This is a genomic window from Lutibacter sp., assembly GCF_040883305.1.
Lineage (GTDB): Bacteria > Bacteroidota > Bacteroidia > Flavobacteriales > Flavobacteriaceae > Lutibacter.
In genome coordinates, this window is sequence record NZ_JBFLKT010000235.1 from 1 (window position 1) to 12,175 (window position 12,175).

15 protein-coding genes and 1 tRNA gene are annotated in these 12,175 nt (G+C 28.7%); 13 read left to right on the forward strand and 3 right to left on the reverse strand.

Translation table 11 applies throughout. The annotated features are described in order from the left end of the window. Nucleotides 1-344, forward strand: a 344-nt coding sequence (locus tag AB1Z17_RS07335) for a carbohydrate kinase family protein (RefSeq protein ID WP_368051153.1), incomplete at its 5' end; no start/stop codon positions are given. Between the two features lie 11 nt (nt 345-355). After that, the gene (gtfA, locus tag AB1Z17_RS07340) at nt 356-1,918 is read left to right on the forward strand and encodes a sucrose phosphorylase (RefSeq protein WP_368051154.1); all 1,563 of its coding nucleotides are present in this window, start codon (nt 356-358) and stop codon (nt 1,916-1,918) included. 71 nt (nt 1,919-1,989) lie between these two features. Here the strand turns inward: gtfA and AB1Z17_RS07345 are convergent. Both AB1Z17_RS07345 and AB1Z17_RS07350 read right to left on the reverse strand, forming a co-directional pair. Next, nucleotides 1,990-2,063, reverse strand: a tRNA-Ala gene (locus AB1Z17_RS07345). Nucleotides 2,064-2,087: 24 nt separating this feature from the next. Then, entirely contained in the window at nt 2,088-2,825 is a 738-nt protein-coding gene (locus AB1Z17_RS07350; protein WP_368051155.1) for an NYN domain-containing protein, read from the reverse strand. Between the two features lie 113 nt (nt 2,826-2,938). Between AB1Z17_RS07350 and AB1Z17_RS07355 the strand changes: the two genes are divergently transcribed. The 4 genes from AB1Z17_RS07355 (at nt 2,939) to AB1Z17_RS07370 (ending at nt 5,529) form a co-directional block, all read left to right on the forward strand. Beyond that, nucleotides 2,939-3,853 carry a glutaminase gene (locus AB1Z17_RS07355; protein ID WP_368051156.1) on the forward strand — a complete coding sequence of 305 codons (915 nt, stop codon included), beginning with the start codon at nt 2,939-2,941 and terminating at the stop codon, nt 3,851-3,853. Nucleotides 3,854-3,925: 72 nt separating this feature from the next. After that, on the forward strand, nt 3,926-4,153 hold the full coding sequence (locus tag AB1Z17_RS07360) for a DUF2007 domain-containing protein (protein ID WP_368051157.1): 228 nt from the start codon (nt 3,926-3,928) through the stop codon (nt 4,151-4,153). A gap of 103 nt (nt 4,154-4,256) precedes the next feature. Next, nucleotides 4,257-4,874, forward strand: coding sequence for a hypothetical protein (locus tag AB1Z17_RS07365; RefSeq protein WP_368051158.1), 618 nt, complete (start codon nt 4,257-4,259; stop codon nt 4,872-4,874). A 139-nt stretch (nt 4,875-5,013) separates the two neighbouring features. Next, complete coding sequence (locus tag AB1Z17_RS07370) at nt 5,014-5,529, forward strand: GNAT family N-acetyltransferase (RefSeq protein WP_368051159.1); 516 nt, start codon at nt 5,014-5,016, stop codon at nt 5,527-5,529. A 22-nt stretch (nt 5,530-5,551) separates the two neighbouring features. Here AB1Z17_RS07370 and AB1Z17_RS07375 read toward each other — a convergent pair whose 3' ends face one another. Continuing rightward, entirely contained in the window at nt 5,552-6,115 is a 564-nt protein-coding gene (locus tag AB1Z17_RS07375) for a 5-formyltetrahydrofolate cyclo-ligase (RefSeq protein ID WP_368051160.1), read from the reverse strand. Between the two features lie 411 nt (nt 6,116-6,526). Between AB1Z17_RS07375 and AB1Z17_RS07380 the strand changes: the two genes are divergently transcribed. The 7 genes from AB1Z17_RS07380 (at nt 6,527) to AB1Z17_RS07410 (ending at nt 11,963) form a co-directional block, all read left to right on the forward strand. Continuing rightward, nucleotides 6,527-6,760, forward strand: a complete 234-nt coding sequence (locus AB1Z17_RS07380; protein ID WP_368051161.1) for a hypothetical protein — start codon at nt 6,527-6,529, stop codon at nt 6,758-6,760. Nucleotides 6,761-6,843: 83 nt separating this feature from the next. Continuing rightward, on the forward strand, nt 6,844-8,025 hold the full coding sequence (locus AB1Z17_RS07385) for an ATP-grasp domain-containing protein (RefSeq protein ID WP_368051162.1): 1,182 nt from the start codon (nt 6,844-6,846) through the stop codon (nt 8,023-8,025). An 11-nt stretch (nt 8,026-8,036) separates the two neighbouring features. Next, entirely contained in the window at nt 8,037-8,489 is a 453-nt protein-coding gene (locus AB1Z17_RS07390) for a GNAT family N-acetyltransferase (protein WP_368051163.1), read from the forward strand. Nucleotides 8,490-8,515: 26 nt separating this feature from the next. Next, the gene (locus AB1Z17_RS07395) at nt 8,516-8,887 is read left to right on the forward strand and encodes a VOC family protein (RefSeq protein ID WP_368051164.1); all 372 of its coding nucleotides are present in this window, start codon (nt 8,516-8,518) and stop codon (nt 8,885-8,887) included. A gap of 61 nt (nt 8,888-8,948) precedes the next feature. Continuing rightward, nucleotides 8,949-9,491 carry a TlpA family protein disulfide reductase gene (locus AB1Z17_RS07400; RefSeq protein ID WP_368051165.1) on the forward strand — a complete coding sequence of 181 codons (543 nt, stop codon included), beginning with the start codon at nt 8,949-8,951 and terminating at the stop codon, nt 9,489-9,491. 11 nt (nt 9,492-9,502) lie between these two features. Then, nucleotides 9,503-9,736 (forward strand): VF530 family DNA-binding protein, encoded by a 234-nt coding sequence (locus AB1Z17_RS07405; protein ID WP_368051166.1) that lies wholly within the window; start codon nt 9,503-9,505, stop codon nt 9,734-9,736. A gap of 31 nt (nt 9,737-9,767) precedes the next feature. Then, a complete protein-coding gene (locus tag AB1Z17_RS07410; RefSeq protein WP_368051167.1) occupies nt 9,768-11,963 on the forward strand; it encodes a radical SAM protein in 2,196 nt (731 codons plus the stop codon). The last annotated feature ends 212 nt before the right edge of the window (nt 11,964-12,175 follow it).

Sequence of the window (12,175 nt, forward strand, 5' to 3'; positions counted from 1 at the left end):
AAGACGATATGCTAAGACTTTTTGAGAAAAAATTATCGCATGAAGACATTTTTAATTTTTTCCATTCAGAAGGAGTAGATACAGTTTGTTTAACACTAGGAAGTAAAGGTGTTATCTTGTCTGAAAAAGGAAAAAAAGCTATTCAATTACCCGCAATAAAAATTGATGTTGTACAAGATGCTACAGGAGCAGGTGATGCATTTTGGTCTGGTTTCTTATTTGCCTATATCAAAAATAAACCTATTGAAAAATGCTTAGAGGTGGCCTTGCAACTTGCAGCCTTAAAACTTCAAAATGTAGGCAGATTGCCAGACAATATTAACATATTATCAGAACTTCTATAAAATCTTAAATAATGTCGAAAGATTCTAAAATTACAAATGGAGTAATGCTAAATGCATATCCAGACAGTATTGGCACAAATTTGAGCGATTTGGTTGCCATGTTGCAAATGCCTGAATTCAAAAATACTTTTTCGTTATTTTACGTACTTCCCACTTTTTTTAATAGCGATTTAGATCGCGGTTTTTCAATCATTGATTATAACCTGAATGAAGAATTAGTTTCAGAAGATGATTTAAAAGCATTAGAAAAACTGGATATACAATTAAAATTTGATATTGTATTAAACCACCTGTCTGTAGCATCTCCTCAATTTAAAGATTTATTAAAACACGGAAATCAATCAAAATACAAAGACTTTTTTATTAATTGGAATACCTTTTGGGAAGGAAATGGTACAATTGGAGATGACGGAGTAATTATACCTAAGGACGAATTTCTTAATAAATTGTTTATGAGAAAATCCGGACTACCAATATTAAAAGTGCCTTTCCCAGATGGTACAGAACAACCTTATTGGAATACCTTTTACCAGAAAGTAAATGATGATAAAAGTTTTTTAGGTCAAATGGATGTAAATGCAAATTCTGAATTAGTTTGGGATTTTTATGAAGAAACCTTAAAAAAAGTTAGCGATTTTGGTTGTAAAATTTTGCGGCTTGATGCTTTTGCATATTTACATAAGGAAATTGGACAAACAAATTTTTTTAATAAACCAGGTACTTGGGATTATTTAAAACGTATTAAAGAAATAGCACGAAAAAATAATTTAACTGTTTTACCAGAAATTCATGCAGAATACGGTTTGCATTTACACGATGAAGTTGCAAATGAAGGTTATTATATTTACGATTTTTTCTTGCCTGGATTAACAATTCATACCATAGAAAATTCAAATAGTTTAGCACTTCTAACATGGGCTAAAGAAATAATTAATAAAGGGTACAAAACAGTAAACATGTTGGGTTGTCATGATGGCATTCCTGTATTAGATTTAAAAGGAAAATCCGTTAACGGAGTTTATAATAAAGGTCTTTTAGAAGATGACGAGATTGAATCTATAATGAATAAAATAATAGAACGTGGAGGCCGTGTAAAAAACCTTTATGATCCATCAGGAAAGAAAATTTCCTACTATCAAATAAATGCAACATTTTTTAGTGCGTTAGGAGAAGATGAACAAAAACTGTTGTTAGCTAGAGCCATTCAATTATTTATGCCAGGGATTCCTCAAGTATGGTATTTGGATCTTTTTGCAGGTAAAAATAATTATAAAGCTGCTGATAATGGAGGAAGTGCTGGTCATAAAGAAATCAATAGAACAACACTTTCAATACAGGATATTGAAAACGGTTTAAAGAAAGATGTTGTGATTAATCAACTAGAAATGATTCGATTAAGAAATACACTAAAGGCTTTTTCAGGAGAAATTAAAATTAATGAAACTCCTAAAAATGAGATAGATATTATGTGGGTAAATGATGAGGATTTTGCTCAACTAAAAGTGAATCTTCAAAAAAGAGATTTTAGTATCAGTTATTCTAATAATGGGGAAAATAAATCAATAACATTTTAATTGAAAATTTTGTCAAATTTTAGTCAATTCTAATTAAATTAAAAAACCTTTTAAAATTTCTATATTTTTAGTGGAGAAGATGGGAGTCGAACCCACTACCTCTTGACTGCCAGTCAAGCGCTCTAGCCAGATGAGCTACATCCCCAATACGTTTGCAAAACGTAGCGAATTATTTCTTTTTATTTCTTACATAAATTAGTTTAAATCGTCCGCTAGTTCTATCGCGTTGTTCAATTTCAAACTGAGGTAAAGATTTAAACAAAGGCGTTAGTTTTTGAAAACCAAAATTACGTGCATCAAAATTAGGTTGCTTTTTTAAAATTAGCGAACCAACATCTCCCATAAATGCCCAACCATCATCATCTGCAGCATCATCAACAGAATTTCTTAAAAATGTAATTACTTTTGGAGTAATTTTATCGATACTTGCTTTTTTAGGATGTGTTTTTCCGTTTTCTGTATCATTTTCACTAGTATCTAATATTTCTAAATAAATAAATTTATCGCAAGCAACAATAAACGGATCGGGTGTTTTCTTTTCGCCAATTCCATAAACAACCAAACCTTCTTCGCGTAATCTAGTTGCTAATTTTGTAAAATCGCTATCAGAAGAAACCAAACAAAAACCATTTACTTTTTCAGAATATAAAATATCCATGGCGTCAATTATCATAGCAGAATCCGTAGCATTTTTACCTGTAGTATAACCGTATTGTTGAATTGGAGTTATTGCATTTTCCAGCAAAATAGCTTTCCATTTAGATAGATGAGGCTTGGTCCAGTCTCCATAAATACGTTTTACAGTGGGTGTACCATATTTGGTAATTTCCTGCATCATCTCTTTAATATATCTTGACGGAATGTTGTCGCCATCTATAAGAACGGCTAGTTTTGTGTCTTTTATCATAATTGTTAAATATACGGAATTTATTCATTAATATTTTATACTTTTAACTGCTTTTTTAAAGAAATTAAACAAGTAATTAATAGGTTCTAAACCAACAAAAGTTAAGTTAACAAATGGATTATAATAACATACTAATTAAAATAAATAATTCTTTAGAAAAGGTAAAAAATCAAGGAGAAGTAGCCTCATATATTCCAGAATTAAGTAAAGTAGATCCTAATAAATTTGGAGTTCATATTACAACAATAGACAACCAACATTTTAGTATTGGAGATGCAGATGAAAAATTTTCTATACAAAGTATTGCCAAAGTTTTATCCTTAACACTCGCGTATAAAAAAAGAGGCGAAAAAATTTGGGAACGTTTAGGAGTTGAGCCTTCAGGAACTGCTTTTAATTCTTTAGTACAATTAGAATACGATAAAGGAATACCGAGAAACCCTTTAATAAACGCAGGAGCAATAGTAATTTGCGATATTTTGGTAAGTTATTTTAAAGATCCTAAAATCGAATTTTTAAACTTTTTAAGAGATATTTCTGGAAACTCATCAATTGATTTTTGTAGTAGAATTGCTGAGTCTGAAAAACAAACAGGTTATAAAAATGTTGCTTTAATTAATTTAATGAAGTCTTTTAACAATATTAAAAACGATATTGATGTTGTTATGGACTTTTACTATAATTTATGCTCTATTGAAATGACTTGCAAAGAATTATCGCGTACGTTTTTATTTTTAACTACCGACGGAATAGATCCAATTAGTAATAAAAAAATAGTTTCAGAAAGTAAATCTAAACGTATAAATGCTATTATGCAATTGTGTGGTTTTTATGATGAAGCAGGAGAGTTTGCATTTAAAGTTGGTCTGCCGGGTAAAAGTGGAGTTGGAGGTGGTATTGTTGCTATTCATCCAAATAAATATAGCATCGCTGTTTGGAGTCCGAGGCTAAATAAAAAAGGAAATTCTAAAAAAGGAATGAAATTTTTAGAACAATTTACGACTAAAACACAATTATCTATCTTTTAGAAATTAAAGTGAAAGACTTTTTAAAACAGATAAAAGATTGCACAAATTACACACTAATATTAAAAAAATAACATGGAAAAAGATGAACAGTTTATAGATTTTTTTACAGGATCTGAAATTATGATAATGGGACTTAATAGGCACTTAGCAGCTGAAAATATTTTTGGAATAGTACAAAACGATTTTAACTCTGGAAATCTTGCAGGATTTGTTGGAGGAACTATAGATACTGTTCGTTTAAAAATAAGAGCTAAAGATTTTGAAAAAGCACAACCAATTTTAGAAGCGTTTTTAAAATAATCAGCATCATATTATGAGGTTTCTTTTAACAATTTTTCTTTTAATATCAACGTATAGTTTTTCTCAAAAAACTTATGAATTTGATTACTTATTAGAATATGAAATGACTTTTTATAAAGATTCCATTAAAATTAAAAACCGTAAATTTTTTGAAAAAGACAAAACCATAAAACAATACTATTTAACAAACTCAAAGAAAAATAATTATATTGCTATTGTAACAGAATTAGATAGTTTAAATTATAAAATGATTTTTACAGATCAAAACGGAATTTATTCGAATGCTACCTTTTTAAAATCCGATTTAAATAAAGCAGAATTTATAAATATAGAATGTAAATATGTACACCGTTACGAGAATCGTTATAAATATCAAACCAAAAATTACGATTTTTTTAAACTAAACGATACTGTAATAAATGATAAAGCTTTCAGTTTATTTAAATTAGAATCAATTAAACCAAAAACAGTTGAAAGAAAAAAGCTTGGCACACAATTTTATATAATAGATAAAGAAACTTCTTTTCATTTACCAATACTCGAATTTTCTACAGCCTACGAAGAATGGAAAACAGACAGCTATTTTCCCAATGGAATTTTTATGGAAAAATATTTTATAGACTATTATGGATTTTTACATTCAAACGAAAAGTTAATAAACTATTATAAAATAGATAAGAAAATTGTTATTAATAATGCTTGTAATTATACTAATAATTAAAAAATTTATGTGCTAGTAAACTTACGTTTTAAACATAAAAATGAAACCAAAAGATTATCAGAATGAATCGATTAAAAACTGCTAGTTTTTTTTAAAAAATACTGTTTCTTTGATGTCTATTTTAAATGTAACAAAACCAATGATAAAAATAATTAAAGCTGAAACTAACCACGCAGCATTAATAGCTGAAATTGGTGAAAAAACTTTTTGGGAATCGCACGGAATAAGTGCTTCTAAAGCCGATATTAATGCATTTGTTTCTAAAACGTATACAAAAGAAGTATTGGTAAAAGAATTAGAAAATAAAAATAATACCTACCATCTAATTTATTACAATTCAAAACTTGCAGGGTTCTCAAAAATTGTAGTAAACACTCCAAATAATAATGTTAAACATAAAAATGTGACCAAATTAGATCGCTTTTATTTGTTGAAAGCATTTTACGGACAAAAATTAGGCTTAAAATTATTCGATTTTAATGTGGCATTTTCTAAAAATAATCAACAAATAGGAATTTGGTTAGCAGTTTGGGTAGAAAACCAAAGAGCTATAAATTTTTACAAAAAAGCTGGATTTAAAATTGTAGATGAATACGATTTTCAAATTACACCCACACATTCAAACCCAAATCATATTATGTATTTAAAGTATTAATTTAGATTTCAAAAAGTTACTGTTACAATTCTAAAAAATCTAAGTCAACTAAAATTTCATCTAATTGTAAATCGTGCGTTTCCAACGGAATTTTTTCAACAATTTGAAAAGGATAACAGATGCCTATTTTTCTTGAATTCGGATGTTGCTCCATAAAATTATCATAATATCCACCACCATAACCTAATCTGTAATTTAAACTGTTAAAAGACAATCCAGGAACAATAATTAAATCGTACGTTCCTATAAATTCTGTTGTATTTGCCGGATATTGTGTTCCAAATAATCCATTTTCTAGTTGATTTAAAGATACCAATTCAAAATGTTGTAACCTGCGTTTGGGTAAGGTTTTAGGTGTTACAACGGTAATTTTGGCTTTTAACATGTTATTAATAAGTGGTGTAATATCAATTTCTGTTCCCATTGGTAAATAGCAATGTACTTTTTTAAACTGATGTGTTTTAATTAGGTTCCAAAACGAATTACAAATCCACTCATCGTATTTTTTCTTTGCAGGATTTATTAATTTTGACCGTTTTAACAGCATTTCTTTTCGTAAAATCTTTTTTTCATCTATAATTGACATCCCGTTTTTATTTGAAAAATTAGCGAGAATAAATATATTCAATATTAATTAAAATCTGTTTTTCTTTATAAAAACTACTTTATAAAATTCAACTTACATCCAAGGTTAGGAAAATAAGATATATAATACGCGTTATGCATTTTGGGTGATTAAACTTAATGCAGCGTCAATTCGAATGATTTTTGATAAAAAATTGTATCGAGAATTATTGTCTTAGAATTTAATTTCTATTCTCGATAGTTCTACTGAGCGAAGTAGAAGTGCTAAATTTAAGCCTGAAAAGGCTAAAATTCACTCGAATTGACGAAATTTAATCAAAATGCACAACAGGAATATGACATAAAATTTTATATAAAAACCAACAGTTTAAAATTGTAACTTACCTCCAGAATTTTAGAAAAAAAATAAACAATGAATAGTATAGATTGGATTGGTTTTATTGGAGTTTTTCAAATACTTTTAGCATATATTTTGAACGTTACCGGGAAACTAAAAAGTAAAGATGTGCTATTTATTTTATTAAATTTAACGGGAGCAAGTATGGCTTGTTTGGCTTCAGTATTATTAAATTATGTGCCATTTATAATTTTAGAAGGTGTTTGGGCTTTTGTTTCATTAATAGCATTAATTAAGAAATTAAAATAAATAAGTTGTTTTTATAAAACACAATCAATAAAAACTTTATTGTACTTTTATAGCGTTAAATTTCTACATAAAAAAACAAGAAAATGCTATTAATTGATAAACCTTTTGCGTCAGATTTTTTGATAAAAACTATTAAAGAAAATAAGTTTCCAATTATTATAACAGAAGCTTCAAAAGGTATGGTTTCGGATGAATCGTTAAACTGGATTTCTGAAAAAGAAGCTATAGAGCGCTATAAAAATGAAACAGATTTATTGTTGTATTCAAATTCTGAAAATGCTATTAGTTGGATTGAAAAAAACCTAAGTTTTTCGAAATTACCGAGTCAAATTCAGCTTTTTAAAAACAAAATTTTATTTAGAGAATTGCTAAAAGATGCTTTTCCAAATTATTATTTTAAAGGAGTACAACTTTCAAAATTATCTAAAATAGACCCAGCAACATTAAAATTTCCTTTAATATTGAAGCCAGCAGTTGGTTTTTTTAGTTTGGCAGTTCATAAAGTAGATAATGCTATAGAATGGCAAACGGTTTTGACCAATATTGAACAAGAAATTGAATCGTTTAAAGGAATGTATCCTAAAGAAGTGGTAGATGTTTCCGATTTTATTATTGAACAATTTATTGAAGGTGAAGAATACGCTGTAGATTGTTATTTTAATAAAAATGGCGATCCAGTTGTACTAAATGTAATGCATCATATTTTTTCTTCAGATAAAGATGTAAGCGACCGTGTGTATAGCACTTCAAAAGAAATTATTGAAAAATATAAGTCAGAAATTGAAGCTTTTTTAAAAATTGTTGGAGAAAAAGCACAATTAAAAAATTTTCCAATGCATGTTGAAATCAGAGTAGATAGCAACAAAAATATAATTCCGATAGAAATTAATCCGCTGCGTTTTGGTGGTTGGTGTACAACTGGAGATATGTCTTATTTTGCGTATGGATTTAATTCTTACGAGCAGTTTTTATATCAAAAAGAACCAAACTGGAATGCAATTTTTGAAACCAGAAAAAACAAATTGTACAGCTTAATTGTTTTAGATAACAACTCTGGAATTAATGAAAAAAACATTGCTTCTTTTGATTACGAATTACTTTTAAAAGATTTTAAAAAGCCCTTAAATTTAAGAAAAGTAGATTTTAGAAAATATGCAGTTTTCGGGTTTTTATTTATTGAGACCTCCAAAGAAAATAAAAATGAACTCAACAATATTTTAACTTCAAACCTTAGAAAATATATTACCGTTAAAAATGCAGTTTAAAAAAACCAGGAATGATTAAAGTAGTGAGAACAAACTCTAAGAACAAAGATTTTGTAAACCTTGTAAAACAATTGGATGCATATTTAAAAATTTGTGACGGTCCAGAGCATAGTTTTTACGATCAATTTAATAAAATTGATAACTTAAATCATGTAGTAATTGCCTTTAACAAAAATATAGCAGTTGGGTGCGGTGCATTTAAAATTCATGAAGGTAATTTTGTTGAAATAAAACGCATGTTTGTAGCCCCTAATGGAAGGAGAAAAGGTATTGCTTCAAACCTTTTGAAAGAATTAGAAACTTGGGCAACGGAATTAAACTTTTCAAAATGTATTCTTGAAACTGGAAAACAACAACCAGAAGCCATTGAGTTATATAAAAATTGTGGATACTCAATTACAGCAAATTTCGGCTTTTATAAAAATGTTGAAAATAGCGTTTGTTTCGAAAAATTATTACTTTAGATTATTAATTATAAAAAACTCGAATTATGAAATTAGGTGCATTTTCAGTGAGTCTTAGCGTTAAAGATATCCAAGCTTCAAAATTATTTTATGAAAAGCTTGGGTTTTCAGTTTTTGGAGGTGAACTCAATAAAAACTACCTCATTATGAAAAATGGAAACGCTTTAATTGGTCTTTTTCAAGGAATGTTTGAAAACAATATTTTAACGTTTAATCCAGGTTGGGATGAAAATGCCAAGAAGTTAAACTCGTTTGATGATGTAAGAGAAATTCAGAATTCCCTTAAAGAAAAAGGTATAAAACTTGAAAATGAAGTTACAGAAAACACTATTGGACCTGCAAGTTTTGTTGTTTTAGATCCCGATGGAAATGCAATTTTAGTAGATCAACATGTATAGCTTTTAGTATTTATTTAGCTCAGTATTTTCGAGTATATTTACCAAAAATTAGTTTTATTCAATGAAATACATATTGGCAATTGCATTATCAATTATTTTTCAAGTGAGTTTTGCGCAAGAAGACGCTACAAGAGGATACAAAGTAAAAGTTGGTGAACAAGCACCAGATTTAAATTTTACATTATTAGACGGAACGCAACACACAAACCAAAGCCTAAAAGGTAAAGTTGTAGTATTACAATTTACAGCTTCTTGGTGTGTTGTTTGCAGAAAAGAAATGCCACATTTAGAAAAAGAAGTTTGGCAAAAATTTAAAAATGAAGATTTTATTTTAATAGGGGTCGATTTAAAAGAAGATTTAAAAAAAGTAAAACGATTTATTGCACAAATGAAGGTAACTTATCCGTTTACCATTGATGCTGATGGCTCCATGTTTGAAAGTTTTACACTACCAAAAGCAGGGGTAACAAGAAATATTGTGCTAGATAAAAACGGAAAAATAATTTTTCTTTCACGTTTGTATGAAGAAAAAGAATTTAACAATATGATTAATATTATAGAAAACGAATTAAACCTATCTGTCGAAGAGGCAGGGAAAAGCTAATTTAAATACCTATGAAAAACAAAATTAGCGATACATCACAACCAAATAATCCGTTACATGGTGTAAAATTAGCAGAAATTTTGCAATATTTAGTTGCTGAATATGGCTGGGAAGAATTAGGATTACTCATTAAAATAAACTGTTTTAAAAGCAATCCAACCATAAAATCGAGTCTTAAATTTTTAAGAAAAACACCTTGGGCAAGAGAAAAAGTAGAAAATTTATATTTAAAAACGATTAAATAAAAAAGTGCTTTTTAACCAAAGAAAATAAAAAATGGCTAAAGATATACTTCTTATTACGCCTCCTTTTACACAACTGAACACACCCTATCCGGCAACAGTTTATTTAAAAGGGTTTTTAAATACCAAGCAAATAAAATCCTTTCAAATGGATTTAGGTATTGAAGTAATTATAGCCTTGTTTTCAAAAAAAAGTTTAATAAATTTATTCAATATTGCACTTGAAAACAACAGTATTTCTTCTGCAAATTCACAACGTATTTATGCTTTAAAAAACAGTTATCTTTCAACAATTAACCCTGTAATTTATTTTCTTCAAGGAAAAAATGAGACATTAGCACGGCAAATTTGCACCTTGTCATATCTTCCAAAAGCTTCAAGATTTGACCAATTAGACGATTTAGAGTGGGCTTTTGGTTCTATGGGAATTCAAGACAAAGCAAAACATTTAGCCACTTTATATCTTGAAGACCTTTCAGATTTTATTAAAGAATGCGTTGATGAAAACTTCGGATTTAGCAGGTATGCAGAAAGTTTAGGTCAAAGTGCTAATAGTTTTGATGATTTGTATAATAATTTACAATTAGAGAAAACATATATTGATAAAATTACGCTACAAATTTTAGATGAAAAATTAAAAAATATTCAACCAAAATTAGTGTGCATTTCTGTTCCTTTTCCAGGGAATCTATACAGCGGATTTCGTTGTGCACAATTCATTAAACAAAACTATTCTGAAATTACAGTTTCAATGGGTGGTGGATTTCCAAATACCGAATTACGGAGCCTTTCAGACGTTCGTGTTTTTGAATTTTTTGATTTTATTACTTTAGATGATGGTGAGTTGCCAGTTGAAATTTTGTGGAATTATGTTAAAAATCCTTCCAAAGAAAATAACAACTTCAAAAGAACATTTTTAAAAGAAAACAATAAGGTTGTTTATAATAATTTAGCAACTAAAAACGATTATAAACAAAGCGAATTAGGTACGCCAGATTATACCGATTTACTATTAGATACCTACCTTTCGGTAATTGAAATTGCGAATCCAATGCACAGTTTATGGAGCGATGGCCGTTGGAATAAACTCACCATGGCGCACGGTTGTTATTGGGCAAAATGTACTTTTTGCGATATTTCTTTAGATTATATAAAAATTTATGAACCTATTACTGCAAAATTATTGGTAGATAGAATGGAAACAATTATTGAAACCACTGGAGAAAGTGGATTTCATTTTGTTGATGAAGCTGCGCCTCCAGCTTTAATGAGAACCTTAGCATTAGAAATTTTAAAGCGAGATTTAACCGTTACCTGGTGGGCAAACATTCGATTTGAAAAAAGTTTCACCAAAGATTTATGTACACTTTTAAAAGCATCGGGTTTGATAGCGGTTTCGGGTGGATTAGAAGTCGCATCTGATCGTTTGTTGAAACTAATTGACAAAGGTGTAACTGTGAAACAAGTGGCACAGGTAAACCTTAATTTTACGGAATCTGATATTTTGGTACACGCTTATTTAATGTATGGTTTTCCAACTCAAACTGTACAAGAAACGGTAAATAGTCTAGAAATGGTACGTCAATTATTTGGACTAGGCATTATCAACTCCGGATTTTGGCATCAATTTTCGTTGACAGCACACAGTCCAATTGGCTTAAATCCAAAAGATTACGGGGTACTTCCAGACTATAAAGAAATTACGTTCGCCAATAACGATGTTGAATTTAAAGATGTTACCGGAATAGACCATTCAAAATTTAGTTATGGTTTAAAAAAATCAATCTTTAATTTTATGCACGGTATTGGTTTTGATGTTGATTTGCAAGATTGGTTCGATTTTAAAATTCCATCAACTACAATTCATCCTTATTTTATTGAAGACTGTTTAACGTCAGAAGAATATTTAACAACTAAAACATCTGCTAAAATAGTTTGGTTAGGAGGAATGCCTTTGGTTTCTTATACTTCAAAAACAAAAAGAGGAAAAACACGAGAACTTATTCAATTAGCCTTTCATACTAAAAACAAACTTTTTGAAACTTCATTAGAAAAAGATAAAGGAGAATGGCTGCTTAATACTTTAGAAAAAATAGCTGTTCAAAAAGGTAATTCGCTTACATTTAATCAATTAAAAGTAGATTTTGAACTAAATTTTGAAAATTTTGAATTGTTTTGGTATTCAAAACCTATTAAAAATTTAAGAAATTATGGGTTGTTGATTTTGTGATTATCTTAAAAACAAAAATTGTTTCTATCACACTCTCATACCTGTGAAAACAGATATTTACACGTTGTTATTATCGACCTCTATTGGCTTGCTTCTTCTTATTGAGGCTTGGAATAGATTCTTGTCTGCACAGGAATAACAAAACGTAACGCAAGAATTACAAATAAAAGAACATAAACATTTAAAGAAAACAACTTACCTATTTTACTGTA

Bases quoted from the DNA above. Each gene is read 5' to 3' on its own strand.
- AB1Z17_RS07370 (WP_368051159.1), top strand. From the start codon at position 5,014: ATGATAAAAATAATTAAAGCTGAAACTAACCACGCAGCATTAATAGCT.
- gtfA (WP_368051154.1), top strand. From the start codon at position 356: ATGTCGAAAGATTCTAAAATTACAAATGGAGTAATGCTAAATGCATAT.
- AB1Z17_RS07400 (WP_368051165.1), top strand. From the start codon at position 8,949: ATGAAATACATATTGGCAATTGCATTATCAATTATTTTTCAAGTGAGT.
- AB1Z17_RS07375 (WP_368051160.1), bottom strand. From the start codon at position 6,115: ATGTCAATTATAGATGAAAAAAAGATTTTACGAAAAGAAATGCTGTTA.
- AB1Z17_RS07350 (WP_368051155.1), bottom strand. From the start codon at position 2,825: ATGATAAAAGACACAAAACTAGCCGTTCTTATAGATGGCGACAACATT.
- AB1Z17_RS07405 (WP_368051166.1), top strand. From the start codon at position 9,503: ATGAAAAACAAAATTAGCGATACATCACAACCAAATAATCCGTTACAT.
- AB1Z17_RS07365 (WP_368051158.1), top strand. From the start codon at position 4,257: ATGACTTTTTATAAAGATTCCATTAAAATTAAAAACCGTAAATTTTTT.
- AB1Z17_RS07360 (WP_368051157.1), top strand. From the start codon at position 3,926: ATGGAAAAAGATGAACAGTTTATAGATTTTTTTACAGGATCTGAAATT.
- AB1Z17_RS07395 (WP_368051164.1), top strand. From the start codon at position 8,516: ATGAAATTAGGTGCATTTTCAGTGAGTCTTAGCGTTAAAGATATCCAA.
- AB1Z17_RS07410 (WP_368051167.1), top strand. From the start codon at position 9,768: ATGGCTAAAGATATACTTCTTATTACGCCTCCTTTTACACAACTGAAC.
- AB1Z17_RS07390 (WP_368051163.1), top strand. From the start codon at position 8,037: ATGATTAAAGTAGTGAGAACAAACTCTAAGAACAAAGATTTTGTAAAC.
- AB1Z17_RS07380 (WP_368051161.1), top strand. From the start codon at position 6,527: ATGAATAGTATAGATTGGATTGGTTTTATTGGAGTTTTTCAAATACTT.
- AB1Z17_RS07385 (WP_368051162.1), top strand. From the start codon at position 6,844: ATGCTATTAATTGATAAACCTTTTGCGTCAGATTTTTTGATAAAAACT.
- AB1Z17_RS07355 (WP_368051156.1), top strand. From the start codon at position 2,939: ATGGATTATAATAACATACTAATTAAAATAAATAATTCTTTAGAAAAG.